This window comes from Psychrobacter sp. MF31 (genome assembly GCF_012847335.1).
Taxonomy (GTDB): Bacteria; Pseudomonadota; Gammaproteobacteria; order Pseudomonadales; family Moraxellaceae; genus Psychrobacter.
In genome coordinates this window covers 82811-100581 of sequence record NZ_JABBDX010000002.1, presented here as the reverse complement: position 1 = coordinate 100581, position 17771 = coordinate 82811, and the positions used below count along the sequence as shown (strand labels likewise).

Below are 17771 nucleotides of genomic sequence, written 5' to 3'. Positions count from 1 at the left end.
CGATTGAGCACGTATTCTTATCCCATTGCGATCGATGACAAAGATCGCATTAAAAAGCTTAAAGAATTTGAGGTTCTCAATGAAAAAGAGGAACCGGCATTTTCGCGGCTGACCCAACTGGTCAAAATGTTTTTTGACGTGCCAATGGTGACCATCACATTTATTGATGAGGACACGCAGTACTTAAAATCGCCGCTGGGACTTGGTGAGGTTTGTACCACGTCGCGCGATATTGCCATTTGCAATTATACTTTGACCGGAAATGACGTTTTTATCGTTCCAGATTTAGCGGCAGATGAGCGCTTTATTCCCAATCCCTTTGTTTGTGGAGAGCCGTTTTTACGCTTTTATGCAGGCGCGCCAATTATTTTGGTGGAGGATCAGCAAACTTATCGGCTTGGCTCATTGTGCCTGATTGACATCAAACCGCATTTTGATTTTGATGATAAAAAAACCAAGCTTCTTGAGCAATTTGCAACGATGGCTGGGGATGCGCTTCAATTGCAGCGCAAGCAGCGCAGCGCCAAACACGCCAATGAAATGAAGTCAGAGTTTTTAGCCAATATGAGTCACGAAATCCGCACGCCCATGAATGGCATTATGGGAATGGTGGAAATGCTCGATGATACTGAGCTGACAGGCGATCAGCGCGACTGTATTGACAACATTAAAGTATCGGCTGAGCACTTGCTAACCATTATCAACGGTATTTTGGACTTGTCTAAAGTTGAATCGGGAAAGATGACCGTAGACAAAGTGCCGATGAATTTGGCTGAGCTTTGTAATGAAGTGGTGGCGCTCTTTGCCGTTAAAGCCCGTCAACGCGGCTTGACGCTTGATTACCATTATACCGAAGCGATGTCGCCTTATGTGGAGGGCGATCCGGTACGTCTAAAGCAAGTGATTGCCAATTTGGTGAATAATGCCATCAAATTTACCCGTGAAGGTGGTCGGGTGAGCATTAACGTAAAACACGCCCCGCACGAGGCTTGCAAGATTTGTAGCGATAGTCAAAGTGTTCAAAATTTTAGCTGCTCTGGAATGACTGTTTGTATTTCGGTCAGCGATAGTGGTATTGGTATCAAGCCTGAATCTTTGGATGCCATTTTTGATGCTTATAACCAAGCTGATAAGTCAACGCATCGGCTTTATGGCGGCACAGGGCTTGGGTTGTCCGTTTGTAAATCGCTGGTTGGGCTGATGGGTGGTCATATTTGGGCGGACAGTGTGGTTGAGCAGGGCACGACGTTTAATGTTTTGCTTCCGCTTGCCACCCTTGAAAAAGCAGAATTTGAAAACTGGCGCTACGATGATCTAATTGAGCCGCCAACCAGCAATGAGCAAGCCGGTCACGTGTTATTGGTTGAAGATGATGCAGTCAATGCACTCATTGCTCAAAAAGCGCTTCAAAGCTGCGGTCATAAAGTCACTCACGTCACTGATGGTCAACAAGCGATTGAAGCGTTTGCCGCTCAGCCGCAAGATTTTGATGTGATTTTGATGGACCATCATATGCCAATTATGGATGGCATTGAGGCGACCATGAAATTGCATGAGATGTTTGATGACAGTGAATTGCCGCCGATTATTGCGCTTACTGCCAATGCGATGGACGGCGAGCGCGAAAAATATTTGCAAGCCGGAATGCAAGATTATTGCACCAAGCCCTTTAAAAAAGAGCAGCTCAATGCGTTGGTGCAATACTGGCTGATTTATAAGCAAGCAACCCAAGGCATGTCGTCAAATTTGCCAGAGCTTTAGCCCATAAAAAAACGCAAGCTTGAATTTAAGCTTGCGTTTTTTTAAGCCGTTAAATCTATAAATAAAACTACAAATTAATTAACGCGAGTTTGATAATCGCCAGTTCGAGTATCCACGCGAACGACTTCACCTTGCTGAACGAATAATGGCACGCGAACCACGGCGCCGGTCTCTAAAGTTGCCGGTTTGCCGCCGCCGCCTGAGGTGTCACCGCGAACGCCAGGATCGGTTTCGGTGATTTGCAATTCAACGAAGTTTGGCGCGGAAACTGATAACGGCACGCCATTAAATAAGGTGATGGTGCAAAGCGCGTTGCTGTTGTCTTTGAGCCACTGAGCGGCATCGCCAATAGCGGCTTTGTCAGCTTGGAGCTGCTCAAAGCTTTCAGGGTGCATAAAGTGCCAAAATTCGCCATCGTTATATAGATAGTTCATTTCGGTGTCCATCACGTCAGCCGCTTCTAAGCTGTCGCCTGATTTAAAGGTTTGCTCAAGTACTTTTCCTGAGCGCAAGTTGCGAAGCTTGACGCGATTAAATGCTTGACCTTTTCCAGGTTTGACAAACTCATTATCAATAATGGCGCATGGGTTGCCATCGAGCATCACTTTGAGCCCAGCTTTAAATTCATTGGTAGAAAAACTTGCCACAAAACCCTCCTCGGGTAATTAAGGTTATTTCAGCGGGATGCGCCATTTTTTGATAGTCGAACCGCGAACGGCGTATAATGTCGGTTTTCATTGCAATCAGGCTGTCATGATAAACCATTTAATCACACAAAAAAACTGGCAATCGCAATTATCAGAAACGGTAAATTCCATTGATGAGCTTTTTGCGCTGTTAGGTCTTGATTTGGCAGATCACGCGATTTATATCCCCGATCAGTTCCGCCTTCGCGTGCCGCGCGCCTTTGTTAATAAGATGAAAATTGGCGATATCAATGACCCTTTATTAAAACAAGTGCTTCCAGATATCAAAGAAAGCCTGACGGTGACCGGATTTGTCAGTGACCCGCTTGGGGAAGCCGGTCAAAATCCGATTGATGGTCTGCTGCATAAATATGAGTCGCGCGTGTTATTAACGCTCACTGGCGCCTGCGCCATTCATTGCCGATACTGCTTTCGCCAGCATTTTGACTATCAAAGCAATTTGCCGACCTCACAAAATCAAGCCTTGATTGTTGATTATATCCGCGATCATCCGGATATTAACGAGACGATATTAAGTGGTGGTGATCCGTTAAGTCTGAGCAATCGGCGCTTATTTGCTTGGTTAGATGCGCTTGAAGCGCTACCGCAATTAACCACCATCCGGCTACATACGCGGCTGCCCATCGTCATCCCAGATCGGCTTGATGCGCCGTTGCTTGAGCGCTTAAATCAAAGCCGCTGCCAAATTGTGATGGTTGTCCACTGCAATCATCCCAATGAAATCGATGATGCTACAACACTTGCGCTCAGGCGCGCTCAAGCTGCCGGAATCACCCTGCTAAATCAAGCCGTATTATTAAAAGGTATCAATGACAATATAAACATCCAAAGTAATTTAAGCAAACAATTGTTTAAATCGGGAGTGATGCCTTATTACCTGCATTTGCTCGATAAGGTGGCAGGGGCGGCGCACTTTGACATCGACGAGCGGCGGGCGGTTGACTTATATTGGCAGTTATTGGCAAAACTGCCCGGCTACTTGGTACCAAAGTTGGTCAAGGAGTTGCCGAACAGACCGTTTAAGGTTCCGATTGACCTTTACAAGGATCAATAGAGGGTTCAATATAATATAAAAGCTTAGTAAGTATTATGATTAAATATTAATAACAATTGTTTATTTATTAAAAATCATTGATAATCACGATCTAGCTTATTATGCGAAAAGCAATGAGGATAACAAAAGCTCAAAGGTTCAAATTAAAAATACGGGTGCTTCAAAAAATTTGTGGAAATCCGCGGTCGATGAGGAGAATAGAAAATGAAATTATCAAATTTTCAATCCTATTTAACAGCAAAGTCGCCGCCAGTTTTAGCAAGAAATGAGGGCTTGCAACATAACCTCAATGATTTGATGACTTGGGCCGCAGGGTTGCCAATGTTGCCAGAGGATGAGCAGTTTACTCAAATTGAGACTATTTTAACTGAGCTTTGCGCCCGACCAATTGAGGATGCGCTGCGTTTAAAGCTCATGGACATCGTGATCAGCGCCGCCAATCCGCTGATAGCTAACCTTCGCAGCCACTATATTCATGAATCAGGGTCACTGAGCGCCCAGCAGCTGACTGTAATGGATAAAGTCAAAGGCTTATATGAGCAAATGCTGTTGGTGTTTGACGGCGTCGTTGAGCGCGAGCGTCACTTATTGGTTAAAGCCGACCACCAAGTGGCAAGTGCTGCCAAAAATACCAATGCTTCTGTTTGGGGTTGGCTCAAGCCCGCCCCAGTAACTCAGCCGCCGATGGTGCTGGCTTGTGCCATTTACCATACATTGTCAGTTTATCAAAAACTTGATCAAGAGTTAGCCCTTTGCTACCAAAAACTGCCTGCAGAGTTTTGGCAAGCCATCCATAAGCATTATGCTGAAGCTTGTCAGTTTGACATTGCCCATGTCAATTTAAGCGTGACGATGGTGACCAAAAACGCCATCAACATTCACCAATTGTATTGCCAAATTTGCTTGCATAGCTTGCTCAATGTGCTCGCCATGCGCCGACCAAGCATGCTGCTGATTCAGCGCTTGCTCCCTGAGTGGTCAGCGCATATTATTGCCTCTTTTGAGCCGCAATCTGCCACGCGCATTTTTGTGGATTTAAACCGCGCCAATCCCCCCGAGTATGTGTCAGCAACGTCAAAAATCAATCCGTATTCAGATGGTCATTGGTGCTTATTTATTGAGCTTGAGCCATTAGCGCAATACTTGCGGCAGCGCCAAAACACGCTGATTGCGACGAATAACAATTTAACCGAATACCGATTGGTGACGACCATTTTGATGGCGATCACGCATCGCTATTTAAACCGATCGCTCAAATCAATTTCAAAATACAGCCCCAAAGCGCGAGCTACGCTCATCACTCATTTTAACGCGATCCATTATTTTGCGGCTCATAATATCGCTTTGATGGATATGATTGCGCTTCACGACTTGTCACTTGATTATTTACCGCAATATGACACCGCCCCCAAAAAAGACGCTACATCATCAAGCTTTGAGGTGGAGGTGCTTGACCATCAAGGTGAGCTGTCACATTTTAGAACGCTGCGGTCATTAACCGTTCAAGATATTGCCGCCTTTGAACAAAGAGTGATAAAAAATAGCCAAAATACGTCCGCAGCGCCAATTTTGCCGCCTTTAAATCAAATTTTTGAGCCCATCAATATTGAGCAGGCAAAAGAAACTGACGAGGCGGTTTTAGATAAGTTTTTAGCCACCGCGCCGCCGCATTTACAAATTATGAATTTGTTTTTATTAAAAGAGCATGGCGCAAAGCCAGATACCTGCGCACTTGGACTGATCCGCTGGCTATCGCTTGAAGATGAGTTTATTGAAGCTGAAGCGCAAATTTTAGGTCACGCGCCAACGGCTTGCGCCCTTAGAATTGATGAGCGCGACAGTCGCAGCCAAAGTTTTGTGCCCGCGCTTTTGCTTGCTGCCGAAGAAAGCCTTGGTAGCAACTGTAGCCTGCTTGTGCCCGCTTATCATTTTAAAGCTGGCGATAAAGTAGTGATCCGCTTAAACGACAAACAAAAAACGCTTCGGCTACAAGACAGTATTTTAAGTACGGAAGAATTTACCCAATTTGAAGTCATTCGCTTATAAAGCTGCAATAGCTAAGATAAGACGGCAGTGAATTCTGCCGTTTTTTTTGGCGCGCGCAAAACTGTTAGTGCCAATGATTACTCAATTGATATGGTAACCCATGACCTCAGCAATTATGCTAAGGTAATAAACGACAAATAATCACTATTATTGCTTGCGGCAGCGCTGATAGCGACTATACTATAAGGTTTATATTCTTAATGCGATTATGGAATTGCTAATAATAGCGTTATTCCAAGACTTTAAATGACAAAAGGCGTGATATGCGAAACAACGCTAAATTGGACTTATTGGTCATTGATGAAGACCAACTTTATGCAGAGCGCTTGGTGAGGTTATTGCAAGCGTATTATGACGAGGTGAATTTAGGGTTTTTGGATGATGAAGAAGAGCTGCTAAAAGCGCTTCGGCACTCTTGGGATGTGTTGGTGTTTGGCAATGCTTATGATTTAAGCTTTACCGATGTCGTTGGCATCATTCAAGAGCAAGGTCTTGACTTGCCCGTTGTCGGCTTGATGAGCGATGAGATGGCGCAAACGGGTCGCAATGAGGATGGTTTGCCCGCCGTGATGGATGGCACCATGGTCAAAGCCTTATTGCCTGAAAAAGAAACCCAAGTGATTATGGCAATTTGCTTGCAACATGCCAATGTGAGCGGTCGCCGCCAATTGCGGATTTTGCGAAATGTGTTGATGGAAGCGGAGCTGCGCGCCAATATTTTAATTAAAAACTCCAAAAGCGCGGTGGCGTATTTAGACCAAGGCATTCACATTTTTGCCAATGACCCTTATTTAAAGCTGTTTGGCTTTAATAACGTTGAAGATATTGTTGGCGTTCCGGTTGTTGATATGATCGCAGGCGTGGATAATGTCAAAGGCTTTAAGCACTTTTTACGTCAGTTTGAAAAAGGCAGCCGCGATCAGGTTGAGTTTAAATTTGAAAGTCGCCGAATGGATGGCAGCACCTTTGCCGCAAAGCTTCAGTTGGCAGCCGCAACGCTTGATGGTGAACCAGTCACCCAAATTATCATCCAGCAAAATAACAGCGACAGCGCTGAGCTTGCTAAGCGCTTAGCCGCCGCTGAGCGCCAAGACAGCTTAACTGGGCTTAGTAACCGCCGCGGCTTTGAAGATCGCTTTGCTGAGCTTTACCAAGCGGTGATCGCCAATAAAACGCGAGCAGCTTTATTATATATTCATTTAGACAACATCGGTAAAATCAGCTCAAGCCTTGGTATTCAAGGGGTGGATGCGACCATTAAACAGGTAGGATTCACCCTTGAAGAAATGATTGCAGATGGTTTTGTCAGCCGCTTTAGCGATACGGCATTCACCGTCTTGATTGAAAATTTAACGACCCAAGCGCTTAATGAGTTGGCAGCCGCGATTTGCTTGCGAATTAAAGAGATGCTCATTGAGGTTAATGACCATACCACAAGCACCACGGTGAGCATTGGTATGGTTAAAATTAAGCCCAATTCTGCTGAGCCTACCGTCTTGCTTGAGCGCGCTCTTGATGCTATTAATGATGTCAATATTGCCACCAAAAATCACGGTGATGCTTATCATTTATATGACCCAAGCGAGCACGCCAATAGCGATGATGACGCGCTTGCTGAAGCGCTGATCGATGCCATCACTCATAACCGCTTTGAGCTGTTATTTCAGCCGATTTATGATATTGATGCCGATCGTAGCGACTTTTTTGAGACTTATTTGCGCCTACCGCTTGCGGACGCGGATCATACGGTGCTCACCCCCGATCAGTTTTTAACGGTGGCTAAAACGCATCAGCTCAGTGAAAAAATTGACCGCTGGGTATTGATTAACGCCTGTAAGCGCTTAAATGAATTTCGAAAATCGCACCCTGAAGCTCGCGTTTTGGTGCAACTGACCAGCGCCTCCTTAACCGACAAAAAGCTGCCAAGCATCGCAAGTCAGCTGATTAATGCGGTGGGCGGTGCGGCGGGCGCTTTAACGCTACAATTTAATGAGCAAGACGTCAGCAATCATTTAACGGTTGCCAAATCCCAATTTGCTGCGCTCAATAGCAATGGCTGCCAAGTGGGGATTAACAATTTTGGTACCACCACCAAATCGATTGACATTGCAAGTTTGGTTAAGCCCAATATGGTTCGGCTGGCGCGAAGCTATATTGATGGCATTAATAACGCGGACAATTTAAATACGGTAAAATTATTGGTCAGCCGCGCCGATGATCTTGGTATTCAAGTTTTAATGCCGTATATTGAAGATGCGGCGACCATGTCGGTCTCTTGGAGCGTAGGCGCGCGCTATTTACAAGGCTACTATCTTGAAGAGCCAAGCCCGACCATGAGTGCGACCAAATCCTAACTATGGCGCCAAATTGATAAGAAGGTTATGTTGACGATTCATCCTGTAATTCGATTGTGTTTATTCTGTGTTGTTGGCTTGACGGTGCTGAGCGGCTGTAAAAAAGTGCCGCCTGATTATCGCCCTGAGGTCACGTTGCCGGTATTGACCACAGGCGATGCTGACAATGGCGCGCTTATCTTTGATGATGCTTGCGCTCAGTGCCATCAGCTCAAAGCTGGGCTGAATAAAAAAGGTCCACAATTGATGAACATTTATGGCGCAAAAGCGGCGCAGTTAAAAGACTACAAATACAGCAAAGCTTTGAGCCAATCAGGCTGGGTTTGGGATGCTAAAACGCTCGATCGCTATATTGCCGATGTGGACAACGCCCTTCCAGACTCAAAGATGCTTGCCGATCCCATGCCGAATGCTCATGAGCGCGCTGATGTTATTGCTTATCTATCCACTTTGCGGGAAGTGCCGCCAAAACCGTTGGAAAATGCTCAAGCTGCAACTGAAACCACAAAAAAAGCTTTAACGTCGCATTCAAAAATGCAAAATGACGCGGTAGAGATTGTTGATGGCGAAACGCCAGCGGCAAATTATCAACAGTAATTTATGAAAAATAAAGGCTTATCAACTATAAGCATCTAAACTATTAATAAATTTTAAGATCAGTTTTAAAAATTTTTATAAAAATTAGCGGTTAAAAGCTTTCATTTAAAATAATAAGAAATTTGGTTTTTGCTATGGCTTTATTTAACAACAAATCGGCAAGGCAATTGCAATCAGCGCCGCAGACTTCGGCAAACGATCAAAACGGCAGTCAAAGCCGCAACCAGCAAGACATTGCCAGACTGCTTGCGCAAATGAACGAGGTCATTCTTGATAAGCCGCAAGTGATTAAACTTGCCCTCAGCTGCATCTTGGCGGGTGGTCATTTATTGCTGCAAGATTTGCCAGGGATGGGAAAAACGACGCTGGCGCAAGGGTTGGCGCAGCTTTTGGGATTGAGCTTTAACCGTATCCAATTTACCAATGACATGCTTCCTGCCGATATTTTGGGGATCAGTATTTTTGATCCTAGCTCTGCGACCATGAGCTTTCGCCAAGGTCCTATTTTTACTCAGTTACTGCTAGCCGATGAAATCAACCGCTCAAGCCCCAAAACCCAAAGCGCGCTGCTTGAGGCGATGGAGGAGCGGCAAGTGAGCCAAGATGGTCAAACGTTTGCGCTGCCCTCGCCATTTTTTGTGATAGCCACCCAAAACCCTTTGCAGCAAGCTGGCGTTTATCCGCTTCCTGAGTCACAGCTTGATCGCTTTTTGATGTGCTTATCGCTTGGGTTTCCCTCGCCAAACGCGGAGCGCGCTTTGCTTCGTGGTCAAGATCGCCGCGAGCTGCTAAGTAAGCTTGAGGCGGTCATGAACCATGAGGCGATCCGTGAGGCTCAGCAGCAAATTCAGCAGGTGTTTGTGGCGGATGTGGTGCTTGATTATTTGCAGCGCTTGGTTGCCAAAACCCGCTCAAGCCTTGATTACCATGGCTTATCGCCGCGCGGGGTGATCGCCCTTCAGCGAGCAGCGCAAGCGTTTGCTTACGTTTCAGGTCAGTCGGAGGTGACGCCTGAGGACATCCAAGCCGTATTTGCTGCGGTCGCCGATCATAGGCTAGGTCAGCGCTTTATTCCTGATTACGTGGGCGGCGTGAAAGAAGCCAGCTTTGCCAAGCGCATTTTGGCGGACGTTCCTGTTTAAGGAGGGATCATGCCAGCTTCGACGGTTTCCACTTGGGTGTCGCGCCAGATTGCCAAGCGTGCGCCGAACAGTGACAGCGCTCAGCTGAATTTGCGCAACGTTTATATCTTTTTTAGTAAAGAGGGCGGGCTGTTTGCCGTTTTATTGATCATCACCTTTATTGCAGGGATCAATTACGCCAATAATTTGGTGCTTGGTTTGTGCTTTTATTTGGCAAGCGTTTGGTTTATCAGTTTTCATATCACTTTTACCCATATTTCAGGGCTTAAGGTGGAATTGGTTGACATCACTACTGCTGAAGCCGGCGATCCGGTTTGGGTGACGCTCAAGCTTATCAATGACAGCCGTCAGCCTAGGCGGCAACTGCTCATCGGTTTTGCCGATCAAAATAACAAGCTTAGTCATACCAAGTTTAGCCACAAAAATACTGTGTTATTGCCTCAGCTCAAATCCGAATTAGAGCTGCAATTGCCCGTTGCCACCAGCCTTCGCGGTGAGTTGACCCTACCAAAACTACAAATAAAAACCACTTATCCATTTGGAATTATGCGCGCGTGGTCGGTGATTTATTTTGCCAAAACCACTTGGGTCACGCCAAAGCCTTTGCGCTTTGATTGGACAGAAAAAAGAGCAACCCTGAAAAATGCCGATCTGATCACGGGCAATCAAAGCATCAGCGGTCAAGATGACTTTGATAAATTATCAAGCTTTGTGGAAGGTGAGTCGCTGGCGCGCGTGTCTTGGGCGCATTTGGCGCGCGGTCAAGGGCTTTTGACCAAGCATTTTGCGGATCCGGTAGGTCTTGATTACCGCTTGGATTATGCAGATATGCCCGCGACCACTCACGAACAAAAACTGTCGCAACTAGCGTTTGCTGTCAATGAAATGGGGCGGTTAAATTTACCGTTTCAACTGATATTGCCGAGCGATTTGACAAGCCAATCTACCGTTGGTCAAGGCTCAGGGTTTGTCCAATCTTGCTTGTTACGGTTGGCAAAAGCACCATGAAAATACCGTCATCCAATTCTCAACCAACCTTATCGCCAGATGCTTTGGTAAAAAATAGCATGGCATCAAGCTTTGAGCGGTTGGCGCAAGGTCAACCAAATCTTGTTAATAATCACGTCAAGCCGCCAAGCTCAATAGCTAAAAAATTGATCGCGCTGCCAGCTTATTATTGGGTGCTGATAACGCAAGTTGCCGTTATTTTTCCGCATGCTGCCAATTTGCCGTTTTGGTTAATGGGGTTTGCTGCCATCAGCATCATCGCGCAATTGCCACAAGTTAAAGCCAAGTTTGCATCGTTTACGCCTACCAAATCTGCCGCAACTTCTGAATCATCAACCGCATCTCGATTAAAATTAAAGCCTGCCAATGCCCAAAAGCGCCTTTATCAAGGGGTGCAAATGTTTGGGTTTTTGCTTGGGCTGTTGGGGCTTTGGCTGACTTATAAAACAGCGTTTGGTCTTGATATGGGGGTGGCTTTTTTATTGCTTTGTTTGATCAGCAAGCTTTGGGAGCTGTACCGCTTACGCGATGCTTATGTGGTGCTCAATTTATCGCTGTTTGTTTTGGCGGCGCTGTTTTTGATGGATCAAGGGCTGATCACAACCTTAGAAGTCATCATCGGCACATTGCTCGTATTGTTAGCGTTTATTGCGCTCAACGATGACGGCAACCAAGCAGGAAGCGGTCGGCTGAGAACCCTTGGGATATTGAGCATTTCAGCAGTGCCGCTGTTGGTTGTGCTGTTCTTATTTTTTCCAAGATTGCCACCGCTTTGGTCGGTTCAGCTTTCTGGAAATCAAGCCACTACAGGCGTTTCCGATAGCATGTCACCGGGTGATTTTGCCAATTTGGGGCAGTCAACGACGCTGGCGTTTCGCGTTGATTTTAAAGGCGCGCGACCCGACCAAAGCGAGCTTTATTGGCGCGGCTTGGTGTTTAGCGATTTTGATGGGGTGGCTTGGCGACCGGACTATCAGAATCAAGCATTTTGGCAATGGTCGCCCAATCGGCAAACGCCGACTTGGCTCAATAACGCGCTGGCAACCGCGCCTGATAGCGCCAAGCTTGAGCCAAGCCGCTACGAGATTATTTTAGAGCCGACGCAGCAGCGCTGGTTGTTTGGGCTTGATTATCCACTCTCGCAGCGCCCTGATGTGGCAATGACTTCCAATTTTACCTTGGTCACGCCGCAGCCAGTCACTCAGCAGCTTCGTTATGAGGCGCTTAGAATTGCGCCGATGGTCATTGATCCGATATTAACTGACGCTGACAGACGACTCAACTTGGCGCTACCAAATACGGGAAATGCCAAGTCAAAACAACTGGCAAAGCAGTTATTTAGCCAGTCGGGAAATGACCCTCTTCGCTATATCCAAGCGCTTGAGCGCTGGATTAACCGCGAAAATTTTCGCTATACCTTATCGCCACCCAAGCTTGATCGCGACCGCATTGACAGCTTTTTATTTGGTACTCGCGCCGGATTTTGTGAGCATTATTCGTCAAGTTTTACCTTTATGATGCGCGCGGCAGGAATTCCGGCTCGGGTGGTCGCAGGCTATCAAGGCGGCGAGCTTGGTCGCGGTGGCAATGTTTGGGAAGTTCGGCAAATGGACGCCCATGCGTGGTCGGAGGTTTGGCTTGAGAATCAAGGTTGGGTTCGCGTTGACCCGACCGCTTTTGTAGCCCCTGAGCGCGTTGAGCAAGGGATGGATTCGTTGACCCAATCGCGCGGCGCTTCAATGTTTGGCAGCGGGGCAGGCGCGCAACTCAGCTATCAGCAATATCAGCTGTTGCAATCGCTGCGCCGTTTGTCCGACCAAGCCAGCTACTATTGGCAAAAAGACATCGTCGGCTACGATCAAGACAAGCAGTCCAATGCGCTTTTAAAATGGTTTCATATCAAAACCATCACTCAGCAAATCCTTTGGCTTGCCATCACCGCCGCAATTATAATGACGTTAATTGCGATAATGATTTGGCTTCGGCGGCGCAAATACGTTCATCCGGCGGACAAAGCGTTGGTCATGCTCAATAAAAACATCGGCAACACTCAGTCTGAATTACTCAAAAATGACGTTGAGGGGCAGTTGGCTTGGCTAAAAAGGCTTCAAGACGCGCTGACCGATGACAATGCGCCATTAAAAGCTGCGATTAGTGAGGTCATCACGACTTACCGGCAGTTGCGCTATGGCAGATTAAGTCAGCTTGACCAAAAAGATCCCGATTATAAGCAAGCCCTTGAGCAATTAAATCGGCAAGTTAAAGCGCTGCAATCAATGATCAAATAACGCTAAGCCTTTTAATTCATTGATATTTTTTACACCCAAAATTGCCATGGTGACCTCAAGCTCCTCAATCAGCAGTTTTATCACGTGGGCTGCACCAAGCGCCCCTGCCAATGCCAAGCCATAAATGTAACCGCGACCAATGCCAACGCCATCCGCGCCAAGTGCCAAAAGCTTTGCCAAATCGCTACCACTGCGAACGCCGCCATCGGCAATAATGACAAAGTTATTGCCAACTGCTAAGCGTAATTTTGGCAAGCAATCAGCAACAGGTCGGATATCTGGCAACACGCGCCTGCCATGATTGGAAGCAATAATGCCCGCACAGCCAATATCTTGAGCGCGCCTAGCATCATCGTTATCCAAAATCCCTTTGAGCAGCACCGGAACTGGGCTGTGCGCCACAAGCCAAGCCATATCGTCCCAAGTTGGGGCTTCTGCCATTAGCTTAGCCAAAGTGGTCGCAGATTTTTCAGCAGCTTTTGGTAAATTTACCGCTTGACAGTTAGGCGGAATGCTTGCGCCAAAGCGGCGACTGACCGCCCGAACGCCAGAATGCGGCGCATCAACCGTTAAAACCAAAAGCGTCATCCCTTGATTGACCAAGTCATGAATCAGCTGCAAATTATACTCACGGCGATCGGCAAAAGCGTCCAACAACTGCTTTGGGCTTAAGGGTTGAGTTGTTGGCAGCGGTTGCCAATACCATTGAACGGTGTTTGGCAGATGATCTTGAATTAAAAGTTTAGCAAACGGCGTATTTCCTAAGCTGCTCCAAATGCAAGGCGTTTGCAATAAATTTGCGACCTCAAGCGTTGCCAGCTCACCCATGGGGTGATAAAGCTTATGATGGGCGACCGGACTGAGCCAAAGCGGTTGCGGCAGATGAAGGTCTAAAGGCACCGCAGAGTTGGGATTGTAAAGATGGCAGGCTAAATTTGGGATTGCAGGGGATAACACCTTTGGCAGCCAATATTTACCATCTAAAGCCGTGGCATTGGTGTCTTGTTCTTGCAAATTATTTTCAAATAACAACGCTTGTAAAGCTTGCGGCAAAAACTGCCGAGCTGCTGCTTCATAATCGGGCAAGCTGACCATCTGCTCGGGAATTTGTGACCAAATAGGTTGCCATTGAGCGCTTGCCATATCAGCAGTCCGCCCAAAGCCGAAGCAGGTTATGATAGCTTTTGTTAAGCGCTTCAATCTCGCGGGCGACTGACTCCATTGCGCCCATCGATTGCAATTTTTGCCGCAATAAAATATGGCTGATATCCAAATCATGTAAAATCTGCCGCTGCTCGTGACTGCGAACCAAGCTTTGAATCCAAGTAACAAGTGCTAAGCGTTTGCCGGAGGTGACCGCGTTGACTCGGTGCAAACTTGTGGCGGGGTATAAAATCGCATCGCCCGCAGCAAGCTTGATTTGATGACTGCCAAAGCTGTCCTCAACGATCAGCTCGCCGCCTTCATAGCTGTCAGGGTCGCTTAAAAACAAGGTTAAGGACAAATCCGAGCGCAGCGGCTCATTGGTGATCGGATGCGGCAAAATGGCATTGTCCACATGATTGCCATAATGCTGACCGTTTTCATAACAGCTAAATAAGGGCGGCAATATCATTTTGGGGAGGGCGGCGGACATAAAAACGGGATGCTGCTTGAGCGCTTTTAGGCAAACTTCTGCGATTTTTTCATAATTAGGTGAGCTGCGAGCCAGTTGCAAATTGTCCTTTTGGTTTTTGGCACTGGCGCCTGCCGTTTGTTTGCCATCTTGCCAATCGGCGTTATGGCTTTCAAGCATTGTTCGTATTTGTTTGATGATCTCAAGGGGCACTACGTTTTCAATGACGTGAAGCATAAAAAGCGCCTGTGATTTTTTAAAAATTAACGTTAAGCTTTAATGATTAGTACAAATTAAAATAAAGTAAGTCATAACCTAAAGCCGCGTTATGACTTGTTAGCAAAAATTTATCTAAACTTATATTTTAATGTGAGCAGCGCATTTAACGGCTCACCCAATGTGGCACGACCGCCGCCGTTGTTAAGCGTTTCGATGAACTCTTTATCAAAAATATTATAAACGTTTAAATCAGCGGATAGCGCGTCATTGATGCGGTAGGAGGCGTAAGCATCAGCAACCCAATAGTCTGGAATGACAGGCATGTTGGTGGCGCTCAAATCAGCGTTGGGGTCAGTTTGACGTTTTTGCTCGCCGACATAGCGTGCGCCGCCGCCAATGGTAAATTTGTCATTGATGTCGTAGCTGCTCCAAAGCGTTCCGGTTAATTCAGGAGACCAGCGAGCAGAGGCGTTTTGTGAATTAATTCCGGTCGTACCGTCTTTGATTTTGGTTTTTAGCGTTTGTAGCCCTGCGTTTAAACGCCAGCGCGGGGTCAGCTCGCCTTGAGCGGTCAGCTCAATCCCTTTGATCGTGCGTTTGCCAAATTGGGTGTAAGTGTTGGTCGCTGAATCCAAAACCGCAAGCTCATTTTCATGGGTGGTGTCGTAATATGCCGCGCCCAAACTTAAGCGGTCATTTAACACTTCAATTTTACCGCCAATCTCAAAGCTTTTAGTATCTTGCGGGTCAAAAATAGGATTGCTTGCAGGGCTCGTAGCGTTGCGACCGGTGTTGGCAAGGCTAAAGTTGCTGCTTCCGGGCGGCGTTTGCGAGACGCCATAATTGGTATAAAGGCTCGATTGCGGCGTTGGTTTATAAACCAGCGCGCCTTTATAGCTGATCAAAGTTCCGCTATCGCGAAGCTCAGCGCTTTTGCCATCCGTGGCAACCTCTTCAAAGCTGGTATGATAATTGTCCGCGCGAAGCCCTGCATTGAGTTTTAATTTGTCATTAAACGATAAGGTATCTGAAATATAGCCAGCAACAGTTTTGGTTTGACCTTTGGTTTTGGCGCCATTGGGTATCATTTGGCTTTGTGGCATATTGACATTAGGCGTATATAACAATGGATAATCATTGACATCGGGGCTGCGGGCAAGGGTATGGTTCACCTGTTTTTCATGTAAAAGCTCAATTCCGGTGCTGATATCGTGTGAAATGCTGCCCGTTTTGACATCAAATAAATTGATGTTGGTTTGGTTTGCCAAAGTGGTGTTGGTGCGATCAACGCCTTGGCGAATAGCGCGAACTCGCCACGTGCTTGGGTCAGTTGTATTTAATCCTAAGTTTTTAAGCGCAGCATCTTCGGTCACTTTTCCTGAGCTGTCCACACTAAGCGCCGTATTATAAGCTTGATAGGGGGCGGAGACTTCGCGTTTGAGCTGATTGTCCGCATAGCGCGTGGTGTTGGTCAGCTGCAATTGGTCATTAAAATCATGCTCAATAATTAAGTTATAAAGCTGGCTGTCGACATCTTCAAAGTCGTTTTTATTGCCATAATAGTTGCGGCTATTGATTGCAGCGGCGTTATTGAGCGCCTTGTTTGCCGTATTGATTTCGCTTGCGGCTTGGGCGGCGGATTTGCCATTAAGGGCAGAAACGTCAAGCTCGGACGCTTTATAATCGGCGCGACCTTGATAGTAGCCATCAAGACCGACGGTTGAGATGCCGCCGTCAGGGATGTTGCGCTGATAAAGCAGCTCTGCGCCTGCCGTGACGCGCGTTGGCGTTCCAAGTCCCCAAGTGACGGACGGCGCGACCCCGAAACTTTCTTTTTCGACCACATCGCGACCGACCACATCGCCTTTTTCGTACAATACATTGAGGCGACCGGCGATATTACCCTCAAAAACTTGGTTCAAATCTGCGGTCAATCGCGATTTGGCGGCAGTATCAACGCCTAAGGTTACGCTAGAGTCGTCAAAGGGTTTGGGTTTTTTGGTGACGATGTTGATCGCCCCTGCCGTTGCGCCGCGACCGACTTCAGCGCCCGTCACGCCTTTGGTCACCTCAATTGACTCGACGTTAAAGGTGTCGCGGCTGACCGGAGCAATATTGCGAATGCCATCGACCAAAAACAAACTGTCCCCTGAAAACCCGCGAAAGCTGATCGCATCGCCCTCACTACTGCGACCATTTTCACCAAGCTGCATGGTAATCCCTGGCGTATTGCGCAGCGCCTCTGCCAAGCTATAGGCTTTTTGCTCCTCAATCAGTGGCTCGGTAATGACCGTGATGGTTTGCGGCGTATCGACCAAAGGCTGAGTGTATTTGACATTTTCAAGCTTATCTTTTTTAAACTCCGTGTTAGCCTTGGCATAAACATGGATGGCAGGTAAATAAGTACTGGGCAATTCGCTCTTAACTTCAGCCGCAGCAGCAAGCCCTGAAAATGCGGTCAAAGGAACCGTGGATGCCATCATCAGCGCTTGAGTGAGCGAGGATTTATGGCGCTCAGAGATAATAGGTTTTGATGGGGTTTTGCTGTGAATTAACGTGGGATTGGCTGTTATCTTCGGATTGGTGTTAAAAGTAGGGCAATCCTTTGTCATAATTCTTTCCTTAAAATACCTTGTCAAGTAACGTTAAATTTTATTACTAACGATAATTGTTATCATTATCTTTATTTTCGTTACCTTTGCAAGCGATATTTAAGGTCATATTTTTAATGCTATGATTTTTAAGAAAATTTGTAAGGAAATATTTTAAGAAAGGTTAAGAAAGGTTAAGAAAGTTAACGTTAAAAATTTTAAAGATAAAAGGCAATAAAAAAACCCCTTTTTAAAAGGGGTTTGGTTTATTTAAATAAAAATGAAGCCGACCGTCAGTGTCTGGTAGTGAGGATTAACAGATGACCAATGATAAGTCAAAAGTCTGGGCATGAGGGGTAACTTTGCGCCTGCCCCAAGCGCGTAGCAAG

12 protein-coding genes are annotated in these 17771 nt (G+C 46.6%); 8 read left to right on the top strand and 4 right to left on the bottom strand.

Annotated features, from left to right (window positions below):
• Positions 1-3: 3 nt before the first annotated feature.
• Entirely contained in the window at positions 4-1761 is a 1758-nt protein-coding gene (locus tag HF322_RS03640) for a GAF domain-containing hybrid sensor histidine kinase/response regulator (protein ID WP_223193155.1), read from the top strand.
• A gap of 74 nt (positions 1762-1835) precedes the next feature.
• Here the strand turns inward: HF322_RS03640 and efp are convergent, their stop codons facing one another.
• On the bottom strand, positions 1836-2408 hold the full coding sequence (efp, locus tag HF322_RS03635; RefSeq protein ID WP_169392055.1) for an elongation factor P: 573 nt from the start codon (positions 2406-2408) through the stop codon (positions 1836-1838).
• Positions 2409-2514: 106 nt separating this feature from the next.
• On the opposite strand from efp, the gene epmB reads away from it, so the two are divergent.
• From epmB to HF322_RS03600, 7 genes are all read left to right on the top strand, one after another.
• Positions 2515-3522 carry an EF-P beta-lysylation protein EpmB gene (gene epmB, locus HF322_RS03630; protein ID WP_169392054.1) on the top strand — a complete coding sequence of 336 codons (1008 nt, stop codon included), beginning with the start codon at positions 2515-2517 and terminating at the stop codon, positions 3520-3522.
• Positions 3523-3726: 204 nt separating this feature from the next.
• The gene (locus tag HF322_RS03625; RefSeq protein WP_169392053.1) at positions 3727-5568 is read left to right on the top strand and encodes a hypothetical protein; all 1842 of its coding nucleotides are present in this window, start codon (positions 3727-3729) and stop codon (positions 5566-5568) included.
• 263 nt (positions 5569-5831) lie between these two features.
• Positions 5832-7922: an EAL domain-containing protein gene (locus HF322_RS03620; protein ID WP_169392052.1), complete on the top strand. Its 2091-nt coding sequence runs from the start codon at positions 5832-5834 to the stop codon at positions 7920-7922.
• Positions 7923-7949: 27 nt separating this feature from the next.
• On the top strand, positions 7950-8519 hold the full coding sequence (locus HF322_RS03615) for a cytochrome c family protein (RefSeq protein WP_169392051.1): 570 nt from the start codon (positions 7950-7952) through the stop codon (positions 8517-8519).
• A gap of 134 nt (positions 8520-8653) precedes the next feature.
• Positions 8654-9661: a MoxR family ATPase gene (locus HF322_RS03610; RefSeq protein ID WP_169392050.1), complete on the top strand. Its 1008-nt coding sequence runs from the start codon at positions 8654-8656 to the stop codon at positions 9659-9661.
• A 9-nt stretch (positions 9662-9670) separates the two neighbouring features.
• Positions 9671-10669, top strand: coding sequence for a hypothetical protein (locus HF322_RS03605; RefSeq protein ID WP_169392049.1), 999 nt, complete (start codon positions 9671-9673; stop codon positions 10667-10669).
• The gene (locus HF322_RS03600) at positions 10666-12957 is read left to right on the top strand and encodes a DUF3488 and transglutaminase-like domain-containing protein (RefSeq protein ID WP_169392048.1); all 2292 of its coding nucleotides are present in this window, start codon (positions 10666-10668) and stop codon (positions 12955-12957) included. Before HF322_RS03605 ends, HF322_RS03600 begins: the two co-directional genes overlap by 4 nt.
• On the opposite strand, the gene HF322_RS03595 is transcribed toward HF322_RS03600, so the two are convergent.
• The 3 genes from HF322_RS03595 to HF322_RS03585 form a co-directional block, all read right to left on the bottom strand.
• Positions 12943-14100, bottom strand: a complete 1158-nt coding sequence (locus HF322_RS03595) for an alpha-hydroxy acid oxidase (protein ID WP_169392047.1) — start codon at positions 14098-14100, stop codon at positions 12943-12945. The genes HF322_RS03600 and HF322_RS03595 overlap by 15 nt on opposite strands.
• A gap of 1 nt (position 14101) precedes the next feature.
• Positions 14102-14809: a Fe2+-dependent dioxygenase gene (locus HF322_RS03590; protein ID WP_169392046.1), complete on the bottom strand. Its 708-nt coding sequence runs from the start codon at positions 14807-14809 to the stop codon at positions 14102-14104.
• Positions 14810-14919: 110 nt separating this feature from the next.
• Complete coding sequence (locus HF322_RS03585) at positions 14920-17403, bottom strand: TonB-dependent siderophore receptor (RefSeq protein ID WP_169392045.1); 2484 nt, start codon at positions 17401-17403, stop codon at positions 14920-14922.
• Positions 17404-17771 lie beyond the last annotated feature (368 nt).

Bases quoted from the DNA above. Each gene is read 5' to 3' on its own strand.
- HF322_RS03585 (WP_169392045.1), bottom strand. From the start codon at position 17,403: ATGACAAAGGATTGCCCTACTTTTAACACCAATCCGAAGATAACAGCC.
- epmB (WP_169392054.1), top strand. From the start codon at position 2,515: ATGATAAACCATTTAATCACACAAAAAAACTGGCAATCGCAATTATCA.
- HF322_RS03615 (WP_169392051.1), top strand. From the start codon at position 7,950: ATGTTGACGATTCATCCTGTAATTCGATTGTGTTTATTCTGTGTTGTT.
- HF322_RS03625 (WP_169392053.1), top strand. From the start codon at position 3,727: ATGAAATTATCAAATTTTCAATCCTATTTAACAGCAAAGTCGCCGCCA.
- HF322_RS03620 (WP_169392052.1), top strand. From the start codon at position 5,832: ATGCGAAACAACGCTAAATTGGACTTATTGGTCATTGATGAAGACCAA.
- HF322_RS03605 (WP_169392049.1), top strand. From the start codon at position 9,671: ATGCCAGCTTCGACGGTTTCCACTTGGGTGTCGCGCCAGATTGCCAAG.
- HF322_RS03590 (WP_169392046.1), bottom strand. From the start codon at position 14,809: ATGCTTCACGTCATTGAAAACGTAGTGCCCCTTGAGATCATCAAACAA.
- HF322_RS03595 (WP_169392047.1), bottom strand. From the start codon at position 14,100: ATGGCAAGCGCTCAATGGCAACCTATTTGGTCACAAATTCCCGAGCAG.
- HF322_RS03600 (WP_169392048.1), top strand. From the start codon at position 10,666: ATGAAAATACCGTCATCCAATTCTCAACCAACCTTATCGCCAGATGCT.
- HF322_RS03610 (WP_169392050.1), top strand. From the start codon at position 8,654: ATGGCTTTATTTAACAACAAATCGGCAAGGCAATTGCAATCAGCGCCG.